22 protein-coding genes are annotated in these 20591 nt (G+C 63.7%); 8 read left to right on the top strand and 14 right to left on the bottom strand.

The annotated features are described in order from the left end of the window. Both AC2VLV_RS11275 and AC2VLV_RS11270 read right to left on the bottom strand, forming a co-directional pair. The coding region (locus AC2VLV_RS11275) for a RidA family protein (protein ID WP_486990071.1) at positions 1–245 on the bottom strand (245 nt) is incomplete at its 3' end. A 39-nt stretch (positions 246–284) separates the two neighbouring features. Beyond that, entirely contained in the window at positions 285–752 is a 468-nt protein-coding gene (locus AC2VLV_RS11270; RefSeq protein ID WP_486990070.1) for a winged helix-turn-helix transcriptional regulator, read from the bottom strand. Positions 753–880: 128 nt separating this feature from the next. Between AC2VLV_RS11270 and AC2VLV_RS11265 the strand changes: the two genes are divergently transcribed. Beyond that, the gene (locus AC2VLV_RS11265; protein WP_486990069.1) at positions 881–2173 is read left to right on the top strand and encodes a D-amino acid dehydrogenase; all 1293 of its coding nucleotides are present in this window, start codon (positions 881–883) and stop codon (positions 2171–2173) included. A 7-nt stretch (positions 2174–2180) separates the two neighbouring features. Here AC2VLV_RS11265 and ftsH read toward each other — a convergent pair whose 3' ends face one another. The 9 genes from ftsH to AC2VLV_RS11220 all read right to left on the bottom strand — a co-directional run bounded on the left by ftsH (position 2181) and on the right by AC2VLV_RS11220 (position 9541). Next, entirely contained in the window at positions 2181–4070 is a 1890-nt protein-coding gene (gene ftsH / locus AC2VLV_RS11260) for an ATP-dependent zinc metalloprotease FtsH (protein ID WP_486990068.1), read from the bottom strand. 158 nt (positions 4071–4228) lie between these two features. Then, positions 4229–4594: a c-type cytochrome gene (locus tag AC2VLV_RS11255; protein WP_486990067.1), complete on the bottom strand. Its 366-nt coding sequence runs from the start codon at positions 4592–4594 to the stop codon at positions 4229–4231. An 11-nt stretch (positions 4595–4605) separates the two neighbouring features. Beyond that, positions 4606–4950: a c-type cytochrome gene (locus AC2VLV_RS11250; RefSeq protein ID WP_486990066.1), complete on the bottom strand. Its 345-nt coding sequence runs from the start codon at positions 4948–4950 to the stop codon at positions 4606–4608. A gap of 100 nt (positions 4951–5050) precedes the next feature. Continuing rightward, entirely contained in the window at positions 5051–5785 is a 735-nt protein-coding gene (locus AC2VLV_RS11245) for a cytochrome c oxidase assembly protein (protein WP_486990065.1), read from the bottom strand. Further along, positions 5782–6447 (bottom strand): SCO family protein, encoded by a 666-nt coding sequence (locus AC2VLV_RS11240; RefSeq protein ID WP_486990064.1) that lies wholly within the window; start codon positions 6445–6447, stop codon positions 5782–5784. Before AC2VLV_RS11240 ends, AC2VLV_RS11245 begins: the two co-directional genes overlap by 4 nt. A gap of 4 nt (positions 6448–6451) precedes the next feature. Continuing rightward, entirely contained in the window at positions 6452–8155 is a 1704-nt protein-coding gene (locus AC2VLV_RS11235; protein WP_486990063.1) for a cbb3-type cytochrome c oxidase subunit I, read from the bottom strand. After that, the gene (locus tag AC2VLV_RS11230) at positions 8152–8688 is read right to left on the bottom strand and encodes a cytochrome c oxidase subunit II (RefSeq protein ID WP_486990062.1); all 537 of its coding nucleotides are present in this window, start codon (positions 8686–8688) and stop codon (positions 8152–8154) included. Before AC2VLV_RS11230 ends, AC2VLV_RS11235 begins: the two co-directional genes overlap by 4 nt. 8 nt (positions 8689–8696) lie before the next feature. Further along, positions 8697–8891, bottom strand: a complete 195-nt coding sequence (locus AC2VLV_RS11225) for a hypothetical protein (RefSeq protein WP_486990061.1) — start codon at positions 8889–8891, stop codon at positions 8697–8699. Between the two features lie 155 nt (positions 8892–9046). Continuing rightward, positions 9047–9541, bottom strand: a complete 495-nt coding sequence (locus tag AC2VLV_RS11220; protein WP_486990060.1) for a group III truncated hemoglobin — start codon at positions 9539–9541, stop codon at positions 9047–9049. Positions 9542–9608: 67 nt separating this feature from the next. On the opposite strand from AC2VLV_RS11220, the gene AC2VLV_RS11215 reads away from it, so the two are divergent. Next, entirely contained in the window at positions 9609–10094 is a 486-nt protein-coding gene (locus AC2VLV_RS11215) for an RrF2 family transcriptional regulator (protein WP_486990059.1), read from the top strand. Then, positions 10084–10536 (top strand): DUF2214 family protein, encoded by a 453-nt coding sequence (locus AC2VLV_RS11210; RefSeq protein WP_486990058.1) that lies wholly within the window; start codon positions 10084–10086, stop codon positions 10534–10536. The genes AC2VLV_RS11215 and AC2VLV_RS11210 overlap by 11 nt, the downstream gene beginning before the upstream one ends. A 17-nt stretch (positions 10537–10553) precedes the next feature. Here AC2VLV_RS11210 and AC2VLV_RS11205 read toward each other — a convergent pair whose 3' ends face one another. From AC2VLV_RS11205 to purL, 3 genes are all read right to left on the bottom strand, one after another. Continuing rightward, positions 10554–10835 carry a hypothetical protein gene (locus tag AC2VLV_RS11205; RefSeq protein WP_486990057.1) on the bottom strand — a complete coding sequence of 94 codons (282 nt, stop codon included), beginning with the start codon at positions 10833–10835 and terminating at the stop codon, positions 10554–10556. 3 nt (positions 10836–10838) lie between these two features. Continuing rightward, a complete protein-coding gene (locus tag AC2VLV_RS11200) occupies positions 10839–11564 on the bottom strand; it encodes an acetyltransferase domain-containing protein (RefSeq protein ID WP_486990056.1) in 726 nt (241 codons plus the stop codon). Between the two features lie 85 nt (positions 11565–11649). Continuing rightward, a complete protein-coding gene (purL, locus tag AC2VLV_RS11195) occupies positions 11650–15657 on the bottom strand; it encodes a phosphoribosylformylglycinamidine synthase (protein ID WP_486990055.1) in 4008 nt (1335 codons plus the stop codon). Here purL and map point away from each other — a divergent pair. The 5 genes from map (at position 15600) to AC2VLV_RS11170 (ending at position 20553) form a co-directional block, all read left to right on the top strand. Beyond that, positions 15600–16595 (top strand): type I methionyl aminopeptidase, encoded by a 996-nt coding sequence (map, locus tag AC2VLV_RS11190; protein WP_486990054.1) that lies wholly within the window; start codon positions 15600–15602, stop codon positions 16593–16595. The two genes, purL and map, sit on opposite strands and share 58 nt — an antisense overlap. Before the next feature lie 46 nt (positions 16596–16641). After that, entirely contained in the window at positions 16642–19254 is a 2613-nt protein-coding gene (locus AC2VLV_RS11185; protein ID WP_486990053.1) for a [protein-PII] uridylyltransferase, read from the top strand. Between the two features lie 30 nt (positions 19255–19284). Continuing rightward, positions 19285–19599 carry a nucleotide pyrophosphohydrolase gene (locus AC2VLV_RS11180; protein ID WP_486990052.1) on the top strand — a complete coding sequence of 105 codons (315 nt, stop codon included), beginning with the start codon at positions 19285–19287 and terminating at the stop codon, positions 19597–19599. Positions 19600–19717: 118 nt separating this feature from the next. Then, positions 19718–20257, top strand: coding sequence for a septation protein A (locus AC2VLV_RS11175; protein WP_486990051.1), 540 nt, complete (start codon positions 19718–19720; stop codon positions 20255–20257). Then, complete coding sequence (locus tag AC2VLV_RS11170) at positions 20257–20553, top strand: BolA family protein (RefSeq protein ID WP_486990050.1); 297 nt, start codon at positions 20257–20259, stop codon at positions 20551–20553. Before AC2VLV_RS11175 ends, AC2VLV_RS11170 begins: the two co-directional genes overlap by 1 nt. The last annotated feature ends 38 nt before the right edge of the window (positions 20554–20591 follow it).

The raw sequence follows: 20591 nt of genomic DNA, 5'->3' as shown, positions 1-20591 counted from the left end.
TCCCACACGGCGTTCATGCGGGCGATGTCGGCAATATCGGCCAGAAAAATCTGCACGCTCAGCAGATGCGCCTTGCTGCTGCCGCATTCGCGCAGCAGGCGGTCGATGTGGTCGAGCACCTCGCGGGTCTGGTCTTCCAGATCGGCCTCGGGGTGCAGTTCGGGCACCTGCCCGGCGAGATACACCGTGCCGGCGGCGATGGCGGCCTCGCTCAGGCGCGGGCCGACGTGCAGACGTTCAATCATGTGTTGTCCTGAAAAATGGGGAGAGGGTTGTCGGGCGCGCTATCGGTCAGTCGGCAGATACAGGCTTTCCTTGATCTCTTCCATCACCACATAGCTGTGCGATTCGGCCGAGACCGGCAGCCGTTTGAGAATGTCGCCCAGCAGATGGCGGTATTCCTTCATGCCCCGCAGGCGGAACTTCACCAGATAGTCGAAGCTACCCGAAACCAAATGGCATTCCAGCACATCGGGCATGTGCAGCAACTCCTGACGCACGCGTTCGAACACATCGCCCGATTTCGACGCCAGCTTGATTTCCACAAAAACCAGCAGGGTCTTGCCCAGCGCCTCCGGGTTGATGCGGGCGTTGTAGCCGGTGATCACCCCGGCACGCTCCATGCGCTTGACCCGCTCGGTACATGGCGAAGCCGACAGCCCGACTTCGCTGGCCAGCTCGGTCATGGCGATGCGGCCGTTGCGCTGCAGGAGATCAAGAATGCGGCGGTCGATGCGATCGAGTTCGTACATATTGCGCGGGAACCATCAAGGCGTGCTCTTGCGCAAAGATTTTCACTGTGAAACCGCCATAAAACAAGGAAAATTTTTGCATATGACCGACTAGATTTCAGCCATCAACTGTTCACAGGAAAATTGCGATGAAAGTCATTGTTCTCGGCGCCGGCGTGATCGGAACCACCACGGCGTACTACCTCGCCAAGGCCGGCGCAGAGGTGACGGTGATCGACCGCCAAAACGCCTGCGCGATGGAAACCAGCTTCGCCAATGCCGGTCAGGTGTCACCGGGATACTCCACGCCCTGGGCCGCGCCCGGCATTCCGCTCAAGGCGGTGAAGTGGATGTTTCAGCGCCACGCGCCGCTGGCGATTCGTCCAGACGGCACGCTGTGGCAATTGCGCTGGATGGCGCAGATGCTGCGCAACTGCAGCGCCGGACGCTATGCGGTGAATAAAGAGCGCATGATGCGTCTGGCCGAATACAGCCGCGCCAGCCTGCAGGCGCTGCGCGCGGAAACCGGCATCGCCTACGAACAACGCACCGGCGGCACGCTGCAAGTGTTTCGCAGCCAGGCGCAGCTCGATGCGGTGCAGCGCGACGTGACCGTGCTCGAAGAATGCGGCGTGCCCTACGAACTGCTCGATCGCGACCAGCTCGCCCAGGTCGAGCCCGGTCTGGCGCACGCCCGCGACCGGCTGGTCGGCGGCCTGCGCCTGCCGCACGACGAAACCGGCGATTGTCAGATGTTCACCACCCGTCTGGGCGAGATGGCGCGCGAACTGGGCGTGAAATTCGAGTTCGGCCAGACCCTCCGTGGGCTGTCGAGCGACGGCCAGCGGATCACCGGCGTGCGGGTGGGAGACGCCGTCCTCAGCGCTGATCGCTATGTGCTGGCGCTGGGCAGTTACACCCGCGACTTTCTGGCACCGCTCGGCCTCGATCTGCCGGTCTATCCGGTCAAGGGCTACTCGCTCACCGTGCCGCTGACCGACGAGTCGCTCGCGCCGCGTTCCACCGTGCTGGACGAAACCTACAAAATCGCTCTTACCCGCTTCGATCAACGCATCCGCGTGGGCGGCATGGCGGAGCTGGGCGGATTCGATCTGCGGCTCAACCCGCGTCGGCGCGAAACGCTGGAAATGGTCACCCGCGACCTGTTCCCCGGCGGCGACCTCTCTGCCGCCACTTTCTGGACCGGCCTGCGCCCGATGACGCCCGACAGCACGCCCATCGTCGGCGCCACCCGCTATCCCAACCTCTACCTCAATACCGGCCACGGCACCCTGGGGTGGACCATGGCCTGCGGTTCAGGCCGGGTGGTGAGCGATCTGGTGCTCAACCGCAAGCCGGAGATCAGCATCGCCGGGCTGGGTATCGAGCGCTACGACCGCCCGGCCGTACCGCCCAAAGTGCTGCATTCCAGCCACGCCTGAGCCGACCCTAAGCCTGGGTCTGCGCTGCGGCCAGCGGTGCGAACAGCGCCTTCAGATCGGTTTCGCTCAGGGTTTCCTTCGCCAGCAGTTGCCGCGCGCCCTCCTCCAGCACGGCGCGTTCGCGTTGCAGAATGTCCTGCGCGCGGTTGAAGGCATCGCTGACCAGATCGCGCACGGCGCAATCAATCTCCCGCGCGGTCTGTTCGCTGTATTCGTGCTGCGGCGGCAGGCCCGGCATGCCGGGCACAGGTTGCTGGGTTTCTTCCAGGCTGACGCCGCCGAGCTTTTCGGCCATGCCGTAGCGCGTCACCATGCTGCGGGCGATGTCGGTGACTTTCGCCAGATCGTCCGCCGCGCCCGTTGACCAATGGCCATACACCAGATGCTCGGCGGCCCGCCCGCCCATGAGCACGGTCATCTTGTTTTTCAGCTCTTCCCGGGTCATCAGATAGCGGTCTTCGGTGGGACGCTGAATGGTGTAGCCCAGCGAACCGATGCCGCGCGGAATGATGGACACCTTGTGCACCGCATCGCTGCCCGGCAGACTCATGGCGACCAGGGTGTGCCCCATTTCGTGATGCGCCACGATGTCGCGCTCTTTCGGGTTGAGCAGACGGTTGCGTTTTTCCAGCCCGGCGACGATGCGCTCGACCGCGCGGGTGAAGTGCGACAGCGTGACGGTGCGCGCGTTTTCGCGCGTGGCCAGCAAGGCCGCCTCGTTCACCAGATTGGCCAGATCGGCGCCGGAGAACCCCGGCGTGAGTGCCGCCACCTGCTCAAGATCCACACTCGGATCGAGCCGGACCTTGACCGCATGCACCTTGAGAATCTGCACCCGTCCCACCTTGTCGGGCCGCTCCACCAGCACCTGCCGGTCAAACCGCCCGGCGCGCAGCAGCGCGGGATCGAGAATCTCCGGCCGGTTGGTGGCCGCGAGAATCACGATGGACGAAGTGGAGTCGAAGCCGTCGAGTTCGACCAGCAACTGGTTGAGCGTCTGCTCCTTTTCATCGTGTCCGCCGCCAAACGGCGCGGCGCTGCGGGCGCGGCCCAGCGCGTCAAGTTCGTCGATGAAAATGATGGCGGGCGATTTCTCCCGCGCCTGCTCGAACAAATCGCGCACCCGGGCCGCGCCCACGCCGACGAACATCTCCACAAACTCCGAGCCGCTGATGGAGAAAAACGGCACACCGGCCTCCCCGGCCACGGCGCGCGCCAGCAGCGTCTTGCCCACACCGGGCGGCCCCACCAGCAGCACGCCCTTGGGCGCACGGGCGCCCAAACGGCTGTGCTCGCCGGGGTTTTTGAGGAAATCGACCACTTCTTCCAGCTCGGCCTTGGCTTCGTCCACCCCGGCGACGTCGGCAAAAGTCACCCCGGTGCGGTTTTCCATATAAACCTTCGCCCGGCTCTTGCCGATGGACATGAAACCCCCCATGCCCATGCCCCCGGCCTTGTCGGCAAACTTGCGCACCAGAAAAAACCATAGCCCGACGAAGATCAGCGCGGGCAACACCCACGACAGAATGTCGGACAGCCAGGTGTCGGTGTATTGCTGCGAATACGTCACCCCGTACTTCTGCAACTCACTGGCGAGTTGCGGCTCCACGCGCACCGCGACCACCAGGCTCTTGCCATTGGCGTCGGGCGATTTCAGCGTGCCGGTGATGGTCTGGCCGCCGATCACCACGTCCTTGATCCGGCCGTCTTTGAGATACGTCTGGAACTCGCTGTACGGCACCGTCTGCACGTTGCTGTAAGACGACCACAGACTTTGCACCATGAACATCAAGGCAATGGCCAGCAGCCAATAGCCCAGATGTACCTGCGTCTTGGGATTGATCTTGGGCCGGTTTTTCCCGCCGCCGGGCGGCGACGGGTTCTGTTCGTCTGTCATGGGGCTCTCCTCGCGCATGTTGTGCGACAAGCATAGCCCCCTGCCATGTAAACAAACGCGGCTTTCAGCCCGGCTTCAGCGCAGGGCGGGCGGGGCGATACTGCGCCGAACCGTGCTTCGAGATTTCTGCCCTCCTGGCGAAAACAGAGAGGGCACGCTCAATGCATTTCGTCGCGGATGTACAGATCGCCCTTCAGGCTGGCGATATAGGCCGCGATGTCTTGCAGGTCTTGCGTGTTGTACTGCGCCACCATGCCGCTCATGATGGCGTTATTGCGGCCATATAGCGGGGTCTGGTGCTTGGCCTGGTATTGCTGCAGGGCGTGGAACAGATAGCTCTGGTACTGCCCGGCCAGTTTGGGGTAGTTGGGGGCGATGGGCTTGTCGAGACCGGCGCCGTGGCAGGCAATGCAGCCGCCCTTGTTCACCAGCTCTTCACCCTTTTTGATGTCGGCGGCATGGGCCGCGCCAATAAACGCCAGGGCCGTGGCTGCCGCAGCCAGCGATGCAGTCAGTCGTTTCATGGGTGTGCTCCTCACTTGACGCTTTGATTTTTGGGAACGGCGTAATACGCCGACAGATTGGCGATCTGCTGCGGAGTCAAGATGTCGGCCACGGCTTTCATCGTCGGGTTTCGGCGCGCGCCGCTGCGGTAGTCTTCCAGGCACTGCGCGATGTAGGCGGCGCTTTGCCCGTTGAGCTTGGGCGCGCGGTACACCTCGGGGAAATCGGTCTTGAATCCGCCGTGAGCGTTATGGCAGCCCTCGCACATGGAGGACTCATACTTGCCTGCGGCGGCGTTGCCGGCCGTGGTCTGTGCCTGCGCGCTGGCGGCGAGAAAAAAGCTCATCAAGAGCACGCTGATCGAAAGAGGTTTCATGATGGGTCCTAAGTTGTGCATCAGAAGTTGAAAACGGGTGCGCGCTGCTCAAGCGCCTTTGCGACAGCGGGAAGCCTTGCGACCGAGGACAGGCGCGGCCTCAACCCTGCTCCTCCGCGCCGGGCATGATGAGCAGCCAGGCGGCGCGCAGCTGCAGCGGCAGTCCCGCAATGAACATCACCAGACCGGCGTAATGCTGATCGTCCAGCGGGCTGAGGTTCCACAGACACAGCACGTTGAGATAAGGGGTGTAGAGCACCTGGCCGCTCCAGACCCAGAATGCGGCAATGATCATCATCGGCAGGCTGCCCAGCCAACCGTAGATGCCGGCCACCCAGCGGGCTTCGATGCGGGTGGAGCCCGGCAGCAATTGCGCCCAGAACATCAGCCCGGAGATCAGCAGGAACAGACCGATCGGCCCGGAATACAGCGCGTTGGACAAGGCGCTGTTGAACACGCCGGGCAGATTCACGCCCAGGGTCAGGATGACGAAGACGGCTGCGGCCACCCAGGCGTCGAGCACCCAGAGGTTCCACCAGTCGTGCTTTGGGGCGTGCCATTGCGCGCGCACTTGTGGCGGAAACCCGATCAACAACAGGGGCGAGACGATCTGGCCCATGCTCATCAAGGCGATGGCGTAGCCGGTCATCGAAGCCAGCGGGTTGTGCAGCCCCCAGGCGGCCAGCAGCGTGAGGGCGCAGCCCGTCGTAAAAATGACGGCTCTCCACCACGGCCAGCGCCCGCGCCACGCGGCCAGGCCATAGACGGCCAGCGCCGCACCGACCAGGGCGAACCACCCGCCCCAAACGGCCAGAGGCCAGGCGCTGCGGGTCATTCATGCTCCAGAACGGCGCGCAAATCGTCTGCCAGCCAGGAGGGGTTGGTGAGTTGGCCGTAGCCATAGCGCGCGAGCCAGCGGCCGTTCGGCCCGACCAGAGTGACGGCGGCGGTGTGATCGATCCAGTATTTGCCCCCGCCTGTATTGACGCGCCGCCAGGTAACGTCCCATTGCCGGGCAGAGGCCGTGACTTCGGGCAATGCGGCGCGCAGGCCAAGGGCGTCGGGCATGAATGAATCCAGGTAGGCGCGCAGAACGGGCGCTGTATCACGCGCGGGATCGAGGGTGACGAACACCACGCGAACCCGCTGACGCAGGGGGCCGAGTTGCTTGAGGCTTTGCGCGAGGGCAGCCAGGGTGAGGGGGCAGACATCGGGGCAGTGCGTGTAGCCGAAAAACACCAGCACGGCCCTGCCCCTTTCGTGCGCCCAGGAGAAGGCGCGGCCCTGCGTGTCGGTGAAGCCGGACAAGCTCGGCGCGGAGATCGGTTTGAGCGGAGTGCCATGAAGATTCACCGATTGAGATTGCAGATGCGCCCAGGCCCATACCGCGGCCAGCAGCACGATGGAAACCACCACCGCCCGCCGCGCTGAAGCCCTCCAGCCGCCATGCCGCGGGGGCGAATGGGCGACTGGAACGGCGAGGTCGGCCTGCTTCATCCGGTCACCAAAGCACGAAGCCCGGCGCGTGGATCGGATGGGTGAGCATGGGCCAGAACACCGGGATGTAAACCGCGAGAGTGATGACCAGGGTGACGATGGTCCACAGAATCAGCGGCTCGGTCACACGGGCCAGCACCGAACCCTCATTGCTTGTGATGTACTCGGTGAAGGGAATCTCGACCATGGCCTTGGCCTCTTTTTGGCCAAACAGCGTGCCGAAGAACACGATGTAGTACAGAACCGCACCGAGGGCCGCAATCGCGCCGCCAATGCCCACGATGATCAGCGCCGGATGCACTGCGCCGTAGAGCTGCATGTACTGGTCATGCGGCAAGGCCGAAACCCAGGCGCGGCGCGGCACGCCGTCCATGCCGGCCCAGTGCCCGGCGAAGCCCCAGGTCATCAGGCCGAGGAACCACAGCCACACGCTCCAGAGAGCGAGTTTCGAGCTATACAGTTTGCGGCCCGTCAGGTGCGGCAGCAGCCAGAAACTCACGCCCATGAAGACCAGCGTGGTCATGGTGCCCACGGTCAGGTGAAAGTGCGCCGGAATCCACAGGGTGTTGTGCACCACGTTGTCGAGCTGCCAGCTGGCATTGACGATGCCCCCCGCTCCGCCGAAGATGAAGCTCACCAGTGCCAGCACCTGCGCGGCCACCGAGGCGTCTTTCCAGGGCAAGGCGGTCCACCAGCCCATCAGCCCTTTGCCGCCGCGCCGACGACCGGCATATTCCAGGCTCAGCGCGATGGTGAAGGCGGTGATCAGGCTGGGAACGGCGACCGACAGCGTCAGCGCCGTCACGATGCCTTTGAGCACTGGCGAGATGCCGGGGTCGGTGTACTGGTGGTGGGTGCCCACCGGCAGTGAGAACACGACCAGCAGCAAAAAGGCAAGGCGGGCCAGCGGCTCGGAAATCAGCTTGCCCCCAGCCTGGCGCGGCAGCAGCGCGTAGATCGACACATAGCCCGGCATCAGCCAGTAATACACAATGGGATGCCCGGTCCACCAGAACAGGGTGCGTGCCAGCAGCGGATCGATGGTGTTCGTCAGTCCGAGCGACCAGGGGTCAAGCAGGAATACCGCCTCGGTGCCTGCGCCCAGCGCGGCGAGCAGCCACATCAGCAGCGTCGCCGCGCTCATATAGGTCACCAGCGGGGTGAACTGCCCGGGATTGGCACGCTTCCAGCGGGCGCGCATCTCCAGCACGACGAACAGCGGCAGAATGCTCGCCACCACGACCAGGGTGATGCCCAGATAGAACCAGGCGCTGCCCTTCAGCGGCGCGTACATGGTGTAGAGCACGCTCGACGAGTTGTCGAACATGGCATAAGCCGCCATCAAGGTGCCGACAAGCATCAGCGCGTAGGTGAACCAGGCCAGACCCATATGGGGTTTGAGCTTGAGTTCACGCGCCGGCAGATACATCAGCCAGCCGGAAATGGTGAAGAAGGTGAACACATAGGCGTTGAGTACGCCGTGCAGAGTCAGCCCTTGGTAATACGACTTGAGGAAAGGCTGCAGATAGGGATAAAGGTTGATGCCGGCGTAATTGGTGCTCTGAAGCACGCCAATCGCGATGCCCACGGCCAGCGCCGCAAAGCCCGTAACCCAGAAGGCCAGAAGCATGGCTTTTTCACCGGCAATCTCACCGGCCGTCGGCGCCGCCAGAATGCGCGGGGCGTTGTTGCTGAGGGTTGCGCTCATGATTGTTTTGCTCCGGTGATGATGATCCTGCCGATCATGGCCTGATGGCCGGCGCCGCAATACTCGTTGCAGATGATGTAGAAGGTGCCGGGCTTGTCGAAGGTGTAGCTGACATGCCCCACCACGCCGGGAATGGCGGTGAGGTTGATGCTGGTGCCCTGCACCTCGAAGCCATGCAGCACGTCGCCGCTGGTCACATAGAAGGTGACGTGCGCGCCAACCGGAAGCGTGATGGGGGTGGCGGTGCCCGGCGTCCAACTCCAGGCGCGACCGATTTCATACACGTCATAGCTGTTCGGCCCGGTTTGCTTCACGCCGGAACCCTGGAAATTGGCCATTTCGGCCGGGGTGTTGGGGTTGGAGTAGAACTGCGTGGTCTTGGCCACCAGGCCGTAGTCGTGCACCACGAACCACACCGCCACGATGAACAGCACCGCGATCAGGGACAAGGCGATGAAAATCCAGATGCGCTCATGCCGCAGGGCGACATGGTGGAATCGGTCCTCGAAAGCGTCAGCGTTTGAACTAGACATGATGAGCCTCAGGCGTGGATGGAAAAATAGACCGCAACCATCGTCCACAGGCCAACGACGACGACGAACAACGCACCCACAATCACCCACGCCCCCATCGGTCGGGCGTAGTGCATGTCGGGCATCGGCAGGTCGGACTGCGCCAAGGTTCGGCCGCGAGCGTCGGTGACCGGCAGAGGCACATAAGGCACTTCATCAGACATGGTTCTTCTCCTCAGGGGTGGTGCGACAAGATGTCGCATATAGAGCAGGCAGAATAAGTGGCGACTTATGCGCCAGCTTGTGTTGGATCAAGCGCTACAGATAGCTCATGTATCGTTTGTGATCGGATGTAAAACTTGCGCGGGTAAACCCGGCGCTAAGGCGCATTTGCACACAGGCGACTGCTCAGATTGGCAGCAATACGCCGCGCAATGGTCAGCAGATGCTCGCGCGCTGGCGGCGAGACTTCTTCCTGCAAAGCCTGATCGAACAGGCCCAGCCAGCGCTCGAAATACTCGGGCCGAAGATCCAAGGCGCGATGCGCCTCGAGCGCGTTGCGGTGATAGCGCCCCGCAAGCAGGCTGACGGACGCCCAGAAATCGACCATGCGGGCGAAATGCGCTTCCCAGTCGGCGACTTGCGCGTTGAAAATCGGCCCCAGATCGGGATCAACGCGGGCGAGGCTGTAAAAGCGCCGCACCAGTCGATCCAGCGCGGCGTCATCGAGGCCGGTCTGCGCGCGCAGTTGCTGCGCCAGCACGGCGCGGCGGTCAGATGGATCGACCGCATCGGGCGTCTCGTCCAGAATTTGCCGGAACAGGCTTTGCTCGCCCTCTGGCGGCGTGTTTGGATTCCCGTTAGGATGCATCATCTTCACCATATAAGTGGACTATTAAATGCCACTATAGGTTTGACTGATTACGCAGGCAAGTGACAAATTGAAACTCACCCAATTCACCGACTATGGCCTGCGCGCCCTCATGGTGCTCGCCTCAAAACCTGATTCATCAATCAATAGCCGTGAGATAGCGGCCTTACTTGATGTATCTCGTGAGCATCTTCTCAAGGTGCTCCAGCGCTTGGCCTTGGGCGGATATGTGCAGAATCAGCGCGGTGCCGGAGGCGGCGTTCGCCTGCAAAAACAGGCAAATGAAATACGTCTTGGAAATCTGGTGCGCTGGATGGAGGAGGGTCAAGGCCTGGTGGAATGCCTGCGGCCCGATGGCGGGCATTGCAATCTCACCCCGCTTTGCCTGCTGCGACCGCTGTTGAACGATGCGGCTGAAGCGTTTTACGCCCGGCTCAATACCGCCACGCTGGCCGACTGCCTGCACCCGCCCTTGCAGCATTTCGTCGAGACGCGCTCGCATGCCGTCGCGCTATTGATCCAGGGCAAACCGGAGTCAACCCCTCATGCTGACTGATGCCCTGCTGCTTTACCTACATCTCTCGGCCATGCTGGGGCTGGCGGTTTTTCTCACCGCCAAAACCAGCCTGACACGGGTGGACGCCGTCGATGCCCAGGTGCTGGCTCGCCTGCGCAGGCTGGATGTGTGGGTCTGGGGTAGTTTTGCCGCGGTGCTGGCCAGCGGGCTGGCGCTGGTGTTCTGGGGCATCAAAGGCCCGCAGTGGCTGCTGCACAACCCCTTGTTGTGGGCCAAGGTGGTTTTGCTGGCGCTGATGGCGGTGATGTCGTGGCCGTCGACGCAGCGACTGGGACGCTGGGGCCTTCAGGCGCGGGCAATGGCCGCGTGGCAGCCCGCCACAGAGGAAGTGAAAAAAGAGCGCCGCTGGCTGATGGCGCAATCGCATGTGATGGTCATCATCCCCTTGCTGGCGACGCTGATGAGCCACGGTTTCGGCTGAGTCGCTGCGCGGACTCCTCAAAGCTCCTCTTCTGCTTCGCGGCGTGCACGAATGTCGCGTCGCAGGCGCTCGACGCGGCGCTCGATGGCGTCGCGATCCTGCAGATATTGCTGCAGCGGAACGAGCAGGCAAAGCTCGCGCTGCAGGGTGCCGAACTGGCGGCTCTGGCCGTAGCCTTCAATGCAGAAAAAATAGCGCAGCGCGTCTTCTTCATCCTTCGCTTGCGGAATGAAGAACCAGTGATCGCTGTCGCCGTAATGCAGCAGATAGTCGATGGATGCGTCGACAAGCTCTTCCACGAATCACCCCCGCAGGTGCGCGGCCAGCCAGACCAGGCCGACGAAAATGGGTTGATGCAGCAGATAAATAGTCAAGGGCCAGCGTCCGAGGAAAGACAGCGGGCGAACTTCTGGCAGATGGCGCAAGGGCCGGAATTGCACCCGCGACAGCAGCCAGCCCGCGCCGGCGCCGATCCACAGCACGCCGATCCACGGCAGCAGTGGCGCGTAGTCTTCGGTGATGGGTTTTTGCGTGATCAGCCCGGTCCAGTTCCACCATGGCGGATTGAAAAAGGCGTGCCCCCAAAGCTGAGGCGCGGCAATGGCGATGGGGGCGAGCAGCAGCACCCAGGCGCCGAAGTGGCGGAACACCAGCCGGTGCAATAGCAACATGGCCGCGATGCCCTGCAGAATGCCGAAGTAGATGAAGCTGTGCGGAAACGCAGCGTAGCTGCCTGCCGTGACCAGTAGCGAAGCGCCCACGATTTGCGCCCAGCGTTTCCAGAAATGCCGCGCCGGGCGGCCGCTCGCGTCGGTGAAGGTCTGCGTCAGCCCTACGGTAAACACGAACAGGCTGACGATGGCAATACGCTGATCGAGCCACCAGGGGCTGGTGTAGAAGTTGGTGTGGATGAAGCCGAACCAGTTCAGGTCGAAACTGAAATGGAACGACATCATCCACAACACGGCCAGGCCGCGCAGGGTATCGACGCCGCCGTAACGCTTGGAATGTTCGGTTTTGTGACTCAAGGGAAGGCTTTCCGGGAGCGCTGCTCAGCCATGTACGCCGCGCCAGCGGCAGCAGCGAAGACGACGCAAAGGCGTGGCATTTATCTCAACCACACCACACCCGCGCATTGCGGAACATGCGCATCCACGGGCTGTCTTCGCCTTGGCCTTCGGCGGTCCAGCTCATCTGCACGCTGCGGAACACTCGCTCGGGGTGCGGCATCAAGGCGGTAAAGCGGCCATCCGGCGTGGTCACGGCGGTGATGCCCTCGGGGCTGCCGTTGGGGTTGTAGGGATAGCGCTCCGTGGTCTGGCCCTGATGATCGACAAAGCGCATCGCCACCTGCAGCAGCTTGGCGTCGCCCTGCTGCGAGAAATCGGCCCGGCCCTCGCCATGCGCCACGGCAATGGGCGCGCGGCTGCCGGTCATGCCCTGGAAAAAGAGCGACGGCGACTCGGCCACCTCGACCAGCGACAGCCGCGCCTCGAACTGCTCGGAGCGATTGCGGGTGAAGCGCGGCCAGGCGCGGGCGCCGGGAATCATGGGGGCGAGCGCGGCCAGCATCTGGCAGCCGTTGCACACGCCGAGCGCGAAAGTGTCGGTACGGCCGAAGAAGCGGGCGAACTGATCGGCCAGCTCTGGATTGAACAGAATGGAGCGCGCCCAGCCCTCGCCCGCGCCGAGCACGTCGCCGTAGCTGAACCCGCCGCAGGCCACGAAGCCGCGGAAATCGCCCAACCGGGCGCGGCCTGCCATCAGGTCGCTCATGTGCACATCCACCGCATCGAACCCGGCGCGGTGCATGGCGTAGGCCATTTCCACTTGCGAGTTGACGCCCTGTTCGCGCAGGATGGCGACCTGCGGACGCACGCCGCGGGCGATGAAGGGCGCGGCGATGTCGTGCTGCGGATCGAAAGTCAGGTGCAGGTGCAGGCCGGGATCGGCGGCATCGGCCAGCGCGTCGTGCTCGGCCTGGGCGCACTCGGGGTTGTCGCGCAACATCGCCACGCGCCACGACACGCTGTCCCACACCTGGTTCAGTTGGGTGCGCGGTGCGGTGTAGATGCGCTGCGTGTCGCGCCAGATTTCGATGACGTCGCCGTCGTTCACCGTGCCGATGGCGTGGCTGTGCGCCGACAGGCCATGCTGCCGCAGGGTCTGCAACACAGCGTCGCGCTGCGTTGCGGGCACTTGCAGCAGCACGCCCGGCTCTTCGTTGAACAGCGCGAGCAAGGTCTGGATGTGGCGGCGCGGGCCAACCTGCTTGGCCCAGTCTTTGGCGTCGCCCCAGTCGTCGGCTTCGCTGCCTTCGAGCGCGAGCACGTCCACATTCAGGCTGAGGCCGCAATGCCCGGCGAAGGCCATTTCGCAGGCTGCCGCCCACAGGCCGCCGTCGGAGCGGTCGTGATAGGCCCAGACCTGGCCGGCGGTGCGCAATTCAGTCAGCGCCGCGGCAAACGATTTCAGCAAGTCCGGGCTGTCGAGATCGGGCGTGATGTCGCCAATCTGCCCGAGCGTCTGCGCCAGGATGCTCGCGCCCATGCGCTTTTTGCCCTGGCCCAGATCGACCAGAATCAGGCTGCTCGGCGCGTCGGTGCGCAACTGCGGCGTGAGCGTGCCGCGCACATCGGGCAAGGTGGCAAAGGCAGACACCACCAGCGAAACCGGCGAAGTCACGCTCTTGGCCTGGCCCGCGTCTTCCCAGCGGGTATGCATCGACAGCGAATCCTTGCCCACCGGCACCGAAATGCCCAAGGCGGGACAGAGCTCCATGCCGATGGCATGCACGGTGTCGTACAGCGCGGCGTCCTGCCCCGGCTGGCCGCAGGCGGCCATCCAGTTGCACGACAGCTTGAAGTCGCTCAGGCCTTGCACCGGCGCGGCCAGCAGGTTGAGCACCGCCTCGCTCACCGCCAGCCGACCCGACGCGGCAGGGTTGAGCACCGCCACGGGCGCGCGCTCGGCCACGCTCATCGCCTCGCCCCGAAAACCAGCGTAGTCGGCCAGGGTGACGGCGCAGTCGGCCACCGGCACCTGCCAGGGGCCGACCATGGGATCACGATGGCTCATGCCGCCCACCGTGCGGTCGCCAATGGTGATGAGAAAGCGCTTGCTCGCCACCGTGGCGTGGCGCAACACGGCTTCGCAGGCCTGCGCCAGATCGACCTCAGCCAGATCGAGCGCCTCGCCTTGCGGCAACTGCCGCTGCGCCTGACGATGCACTCGCGGCGGCTTGCCGAGCAGCACGTCCAGCGGCAGGTCGACCGGACGGGCCTGATCGGGCTGGTCGGCGTGCAGGCTGTCGTCCACGATCAGCGTTTGCTCTTGCGTGGCGACGCCCACCACGGCAAAGGGGCAGCGCTCGCGGGCACACAGTGCGGCGAAGGCCTCGCGCTGTTCCGGCGCAATCGCCAGAACATAGCGCTCCTGACTTTCGTTACTCCATATTTCTTTTGGGCTTAGGCCAGACTCTTCAAGTGGAACATCACGCAACTGGAAGACTGCGCCGCGGCCTGCGCCCTCCACCAGTTCAGGAAAGGCGTTGGACAGTCCTCCGGCACCCACATCATGAATCGACAGGATGGGGTTGCCCTCGCCCAGCGCGCAGCAGGCGTTGACGACTTCTTGCGCCCGGCGCTGAATTTCCGGGTTGCCGCGCTGGACTGAATCGAAATCGAGATGGGTGGCATTGCTGCCGGTCGCCAGACTCGACGCCGCGCCGCCGCCCAAGCCGATGCGCATGCCCGGGCCGCCAAGCTGCACCAGCAGCGTGCCTGCGGGAAAAGCCTTTTTGTGCGTCAGGCGGGCATCGATGGAGCCCAACCCACCGGCGAGCATGATGGGTTTGTGATAACCCCAGACCCGGCCATCCACCGGCTGCTCGAACACGCGAAAGTACCCGGCCAGATTGGGACGGCCGAACTCGTTGTTGAACGCCGCGCCGCCCAGCGGCCCGTCAAGCATGATCTGCAGCGGGCTGGCGGTGTGGCCGGGCTTGCCGAATGCTTCTGTGGCCGCCTCCCACGGTTCGCCAGCCCCCGGCAGCCGAAGATTGGAGACTGAAAACCCGGTCAACCCCGCCTTGGGACGCGAGCCACGGCCAGTTGCACCCTCGTCGCGGATTTCCCCGCCGGCCCCGGTTGCGGCGCCGGGAAACGGCGAAATGGCCGTGGGATGATTGTGCGTTTCCACCTTCATCAGCACATGTTTCAGTGCTTCTTGTGCGCCGTAGCGGTGTGTACCCGGATCGGGCTGCCAGGCCTGCACGGTACTGCCTTCCATCACCGAGGCATTGTCGGCATAGGCCACCACCGTGCCCTGCGGCGATACGGCGTGGGTGTTGCGGATCATCTGGAACAGGGTGTGCGGCTGATCGACGCCGTCGATGGTGAAGCGGGCATTGAAAATCTTGTGGCGGCAATGTTCGCTGTTGGCCTGGGCGAACATCATCAATTCGACATCGGTGGGGTTGCGCCCCAGTTTGCGGTAGGCCTCCAGCAGATAGTCGATTTCGTCTTCAGACAGCGCCAGACCCTGCTCAACATTGGCGCGGGCGAGCGCCGCGCGGCCAGCGTCGAGCGTGCCGGAGAGCACGTCCACGTGCTGCAGCGACTGGGGCGGCAGTTCGGAAAAAAGCCGCTCCAGATCGCTGCGCTGCAGCGCCACGGTTTCGGTCATGCGGTCGTGCAGCAGGGCGGCGAGCTGAAGCAGTTCGGCCTCGGTCAGCGGTTTGGCGGCTCTCAGCAGCCCGCTTTCCGCCTCAAGGCGGTATTGCACCGTGCGTTCCACCCGGTGCACCTCTGCGCCGCACAAGCGGGCGATGTCGGTGGCCTTGGAAGCCCAGGGCGAAAGGGTGCCCAGGCGCGGCATGACATACAGGCTCTGGCCCTGCGTGGGCCCGGCGTAAGGGTCGCCATAGCGCAGCAGGCCCTCGAGTTTGTCTTGAAGCGCGGGAGTCGGAGCGGCGTCGAGCGCCACTGCATGCACATACCGGGCATGGATGTGGCGCACGCGAGCGGCGATTTCCGGCGCGGTCTGGCGCAGGCGTGCCTGCAATGCGTCCTGACGAAAAGCGGACAAGGCGCTGGCGCCTTCAAAGAAAAGGATGTGCATGCGGGAAGCCCGAACGGGCTGGGCGGGGTGGGAGATGGCAGTCAGCGGAAGATTATAGAAATCGCCATGATGTGCACAGGCGGCTCACGAACACATGTCAGGAGTGTGATAATTGCGCCATGAGCATCACCATCAAAACCCCTGAAGAGATCGAGAAAATGCGCGTTGCCGGGCGACTGGCTTCCGAACTGCTCGATTACCTGACGCCCCACGTTCAGCCCGGTGTGACGACCAAGGCCATCGACAAGCTGGCGTATGACTACATCACCCAGGTGCAGCAGGCCATTCCGGCACCGCTGAATTACGCGCCGCCGGGCTACACGCCCTACCCCGCGTCGATCTGCACCTCGGTCAACAACGTCATCTGCCACGGCATTCCGAACGACAAGCCGCTGAAAAGCGGCGATGTGATCAATATCGACGTCACCGTCATCAAAGACGGATTCCACGGCGATTGCAGCCGAATGTTCAGCATCGGCACCGTGCCCAGGCATGTGCAGCGGCTGGTGGACATTACCTTCGAGGCCATGTGGCATGGCATCGCGCTGGTGAAACCCGGCGCGCGGCTGGGCGACATCGGCCACGTCATCCAGACCTTTGCCGAGAGCGCGGGCTACAGCATCGTGCGGGAGTTCTGTGGACACGGCATCGGAAGCAAATTCCACGAAGACCCGCAGGTGCTGCACTACGGCAAGGCGGGCACGGGAGAAGTGCTGCGCGAAGGCATGACCTTCACCATCGAGCCCATGATCAACGCGGGGCGGCGCGACATCCGCGAAATGGCCGACGGCTGGACCATCGTCACCAAGGACCGTTCGCTCTCCGCGCAGTGGGAGCACACGGTGCTGGTCACGCCCACAGGCTTCGAGGTGCTGACCACCTCGGCAGGTTGCCAGCCCGCGCCTGCCTTCGTTCGCCAGCCTGCCCTCGCCGCTTGAGCGGCGCTTCGCAGGCCGTCATCGTGACTTCGCGCACGTCAGGGCCATGATCGCATCTGCCGTCGCCCGCCAGGCTGACTTTGCGCTGAACGACATTCGCCTGAGCTGGAAACAGGGGCGTGCCGCGCTGCTCGACCACTTCGGGCAGCACCCGCAGCAGGTGACGCCGCTGCTGCACGGGCTCACCCGCCTTGTCGATCAGACGCTGCAGACGCTGTGGACGGCAACCAGCATGCCGTCCGACGCGGCGCTGATCGCCGTGGGCGGCTATGGGCGCGGCGAACAATTTCCACACTCCGACATTGATCTGCTTCTGCTGCTTCCGCAGACCCAGGGCAGCGATGCCGCCATTGATGCGGCCGCCTCAGGCTTCATCACCGCCTGCTGGGATATCGGCCTGGAAATCGGTGCGAGCGTGCGCACCATCGAGGCCTGCATCGACGAAGCTGCAAAAGACATCACCGTACAGACGGCCCTGCTGGAATCGCGCTTTCTGTGCGGCGACCGGGCCTTGGCTGATGCGCTAAACCGCGCCTTTTTTGCCCATCTCGATGCGCGCGCCTTTTTTCAGGCCAAGATGCGCGAGCAGCAGCAACGCCATCTCAAATTCGAAGACACCCCCTACGCGCTGGAACCCAATTGCAAGGAAAGCCCCGGCGGTCTGCGCGATCTCCAGGTCTTGCTCTGGGTGGCGCAGGCCAGCGGTCTGGGGCGCAGCTGGAAGGAATTGGCGGCGCATGGAATCATCCACGCGAACACCGTCCGCCAGATTCAGCGCAACGAGACCGTGATCAAACGCATCCGCGCGCACCTGCATGTGCTGGCCGGACGGCGTGAAGACCGTCTGGTGTTCGACCAGCAATCGGCCGTTGCCAAGGTGCTCGGCTTTGCGCCCACGCCGAGCAAGCGGGCAGGCGAACTATTGATGCAGCGCTACTACTGGGCGGCGAAAGCCGTCGAGCAAATCAACCAGATCGTGCTGCTCGATATCGAGGGGCGGCTCTGGCCGCAGTCGGTGGCCGTGGCGCAGCCCATCGTCGGGCTCAAGGGCGTGAAAGATGCGCGCTATGTGCTGCGCGACGGCATGATCGAGCCCGCCGATCCCCAGCTTTTCGAACATGAACCGTGGACGCTGCTGGAGATTTTCGCCGTGTTCCAGCGCGCGCCCGGCGCTCGGGGGCTATCGCCCGCCGCACTGCGCGCCATCTACCTGGCGCGCAACCGGATGGACAGCGCCTTCCGCCACGATCCGCGCAGCCGCGAGCAGTTCGTGCGCATTCTGCAGGCGCCGCAAGGCATCGTTCACGCACTGCGGCTGATGAATCGCAGCAGCGTACTTGGGCGCTACCTGTGGGCGTTCCGCCGCATCGTCGGGCAGATGCAGCACGACCTGTTTCACGTCTATACCGTCGATCAGCACATTCTGATGGTCGTGCGCAATATGCGGCGTTTTTTCATGCCTGAACATGCCCACGAATACCCGCTGTGCTCGGAGCTGGCGGCGAACTTCGATCCGCCGTGGGTGCTCATCCTCGCGGCACTGTTCCACGACATCGCCAAGGGCCGGGGCGGCGATCACTCCGAGCTGGGCGCCGTCGAAACCCGCAAATTCTGCAAGGCGCACGGCATCAGCGCCGAACACACCGAGCTGGCCGTGTTTCTGGTGCGCGAACATCTACAAATGTCGCGCGTGGCGCAGAAAGAAGACCTGAGCGACCCCGAAGTCATCGCCGCCTTCGCCCGGCGCGTGGGCGATGAGCGTCACCTCGTCGCCCTGTACCTGCTGACCGTGGCCGACATTCGCGGCACCAGCCCCAGAGTCTGGAACGCCTGGAAAGGCAAGCTGCTCGAAAACCTCTACCGCGCCACCCTGCGCGCACTTGGCGGCCAGACGCCGCAGCCCGAGGCCGAACTGCAACTGCGCCAGCGCGAGGCGCAGCGCATCCTCAATCTTTACGCCCTGCCCCAGGGCGCACAAAAGCCCCTCTGGGACACGCTGGACATGGGCTATTTCCTGCGCAACGATCCGCAAGACATTGCCTGGCACACCCGCAAGCTCTACGCCCGCGTGGCCAGTCAGTCGCCCGTGATCAGCGCGCGACTGGCGCCCGAAGGCGAGGGGCTGGAAGTGCTGGTCTATGCGCCCGATCAGCCCGATCTGTTCGCGCGCATCTGCGGCTACTTCGATCACCAGAACTTCAACATTCTCGATGCCAAGATCCACACCGCCAACAACGGCTGGGCGCTCGACAGCTTCGTCGTGGTGTCACCCCACACCAAAGTACACGACCGGGCGATGACCGGCGTGATCGAAACCTCGCTGCTCGCCGAACTGGGCAGCGCCGCGCCGCTGCCGCCCCCGCATCACGGGCGACTGTCGCGGCGGGTGCGCAACTTTCCCGTCAGCCCCCGCGTCGGTCTGCGCCCTGACGAGCGCGGGCAGCGCTGGATTCTCAGCGTGACCGCGCACGACCGGGCCGGTCTGCTGTTCGGCATTGCGCAGGTGCTGGCCAAACACCGCATCGACCTGCAACTGGCCAAGATCACCACCCTCGGCGAGCGGGTAGAAGATACGTTTCTCGTCTCCGGCCCCGGTCTGGGTGACGCCCGGATTCAGAACACCCTCGAAAACGAGCTACTGCAGGCGATCACGGATTAGCGTCTGAGCTTGAGAGCAAAGGAGCACCGCTTGGACATTTCCGCCCTGCAAGCCCGCTTGCGACAGTTTTCTGCCGACCGCAACTGGGCACCCTACCAAACGCCGAAAAACCTGGCGATGGCGATGATCGTCGAGGCGGGTGAACTGGTGGAAATCTTCCAGTGGATGACGCCCGAGCAATCGCAACAGGCGGGACAAGACCCTGAAAGGCAACAGCACATCGCCGACGAAATCGCCGACGTACTGATCTATCTCGTGCAGATCGCCGATCGCACCGGCGTGGATCTGCAGCAGGCGGTGGAACAGAAAATCGTCAAAAACGCCCTGAAATATCCAGCAAGCTGAGCGCCGACCGCTGAACATGGGACAATTTCCGGCCGGGAATTTTTGCGTGACCCCGCACTCCCACCTCTGAAGCCGAAAATCCCCCGCAGCACTCACCCACTTCCACCCGACCCGCACCTTGAAAATCCTGTTCGATTTCTTCCCCATCATCCTGTTTTTCATCGTGTTCAAAGTGGCCGGCATTTACGCCGCCACGGCAGTGACCATCGCCGCGACCTTTGCGCAAATCGGCTGGGTCTGGTTCAAGCACCGCAAGGTCGAGCCGATGTTGTGGATGAGTCTGGCCGTGGTCGTCGTCTTCGGCGGCGCGACGCTGCTGTTCCACAACGACACCTTCATCAAGTGGAAGCCCACTGTGCTGTACTGGCTGTTCGCCCTCATCCTCGCCGGCGCGCAACTGTTTCAGGGCAAGAATCTGATGCGCGCCCTCATGGGCAAGCAGATGCAGCTCCCCGATCCGATCTGGAACCGCGTCAACTGGTCGTGGGTGGTCTTTTTCGTGCTGATGGGCGTGCTCAACATCGTGATCGCCTACAACTTCTCCACCAACCTCTGGGTGGACTTCAAGCTGTTCGGCAGTCTTGCGCTGACGCTGGTGTTCGTGCTCGGACAATCGCTGCTGCTGGCCAAGCATATGAAGCTGGATGAGAACGCTTGATGTCCGCGCCGATTTCCCGCCGCGATCACATCGAAAACCTGTTGCAGCAGGCGTTCAATCCCGAAACCCTGCAGGTGACCGACGACTCCGCCGCCCACGCCGGGCATGGTGGATTCGATGCGAAGGGCAGCCATTTCCGCGTGCGCATCGTCAGTGCGCAGTTCGCTGGCGCCTCGCGTCTCGTGCGGCATCGCCTCGTGTATGATGCCCTGGCTTCGATGATGCATCACGAGATTCATGCGCTGGTGCTCGATTGCCAGGCCCCCGGAGACCCACCCGAGGTCAGCGCACACTGAGAACTTGACCGTGCGCCCTGGTCGTTTGTTCCCTCCCC

This window comes from Thiomonas sp. TH-17 (assembly GCF_057473305.1).
The sequence above is the reverse complement of the archived record's forward strand: the minus strand, read 5'-3'. Positions and strand labels throughout refer to the sequence as shown.

Coding starts and splice junctions, on each gene's coding strand:
- AC2VLV_RS11270 (WP_486990070.1), bottom strand. CDS start 752: ATGTACGAACTCGATCGCATCGACCGCCGCATTCTTGATCTCCTGCAG.
- AC2VLV_RS11265 (WP_486990069.1), top strand. CDS start 881: ATGAAAGTCATTGTTCTCGGCGCCGGCGTGATCGGAACCACCACGGCG.
- ftsH (WP_486990068.1), bottom strand. CDS start 4,070: ATGACAGACGAACAGAACCCGTCGCCGCCCGGCGGCGGGAAAAACCGG.
- AC2VLV_RS11255 (WP_486990067.1), bottom strand. CDS start 4,594: ATGAAACGACTGACTGCATCGCTGGCTGCGGCAGCCACGGCCCTGGCG.
- AC2VLV_RS11250 (WP_486990066.1), bottom strand. CDS start 4,950: ATGAAACCTCTTTCGATCAGCGTGCTCTTGATGAGCTTTTTTCTCGCC.
- AC2VLV_RS11245 (WP_486990065.1), bottom strand. CDS start 5,785: ATGACCCGCAGCGCCTGGCCTCTGGCCGTTTGGGGCGGGTGGTTCGCC.
- AC2VLV_RS11240 (WP_486990064.1), bottom strand. CDS start 6,447: ATGAAGCAGGCCGACCTCGCCGTTCCAGTCGCCCATTCGCCCCCGCGG.
- AC2VLV_RS11235 (WP_486990063.1), bottom strand. CDS start 8,155: ATGAGCGCAACCCTCAGCAACAACGCCCCGCGCATTCTGGCGGCGCCG.
- AC2VLV_RS11230 (WP_486990062.1), bottom strand. CDS start 8,688: ATGTCTAGTTCAAACGCTGACGCTTTCGAGGACCGATTCCACCATGTC.
- AC2VLV_RS11225 (WP_486990061.1), bottom strand. CDS start 8,891: ATGTCTGATGAAGTGCCTTATGTGCCTCTGCCGGTCACCGACGCTCGC.
- AC2VLV_RS11220 (WP_486990060.1), bottom strand. CDS start 9,541: ATGATGCATCCTAACGGGAATCCAAACACGCCGCCAGAGGGCGAGCAA.
- AC2VLV_RS11210 (WP_486990058.1), top strand. CDS start 10,084: ATGCTGACTGATGCCCTGCTGCTTTACCTACATCTCTCGGCCATGCTG.
- map (WP_486990054.1), top strand. CDS start 15,600: ATGCGTCCTGACGAAAAGCGGACAAGGCGCTGGCGCCTTCAAAGAAAA.
- purL (WP_486990055.1), bottom strand. CDS start 15,657: ATGCACATCCTTTTCTTTGAAGGCGCCAGCGCCTTGTCCGCTTTTCGT.
- AC2VLV_RS11185 (WP_486990053.1), top strand. CDS start 16,642: ATGATCGCATCTGCCGTCGCCCGCCAGGCTGACTTTGCGCTGAACGAC.
- AC2VLV_RS11170 (WP_486990050.1), top strand. CDS start 20,257: ATGTCCGCGCCGATTTCCCGCCGCGATCACATCGAAAACCTGTTGCAG.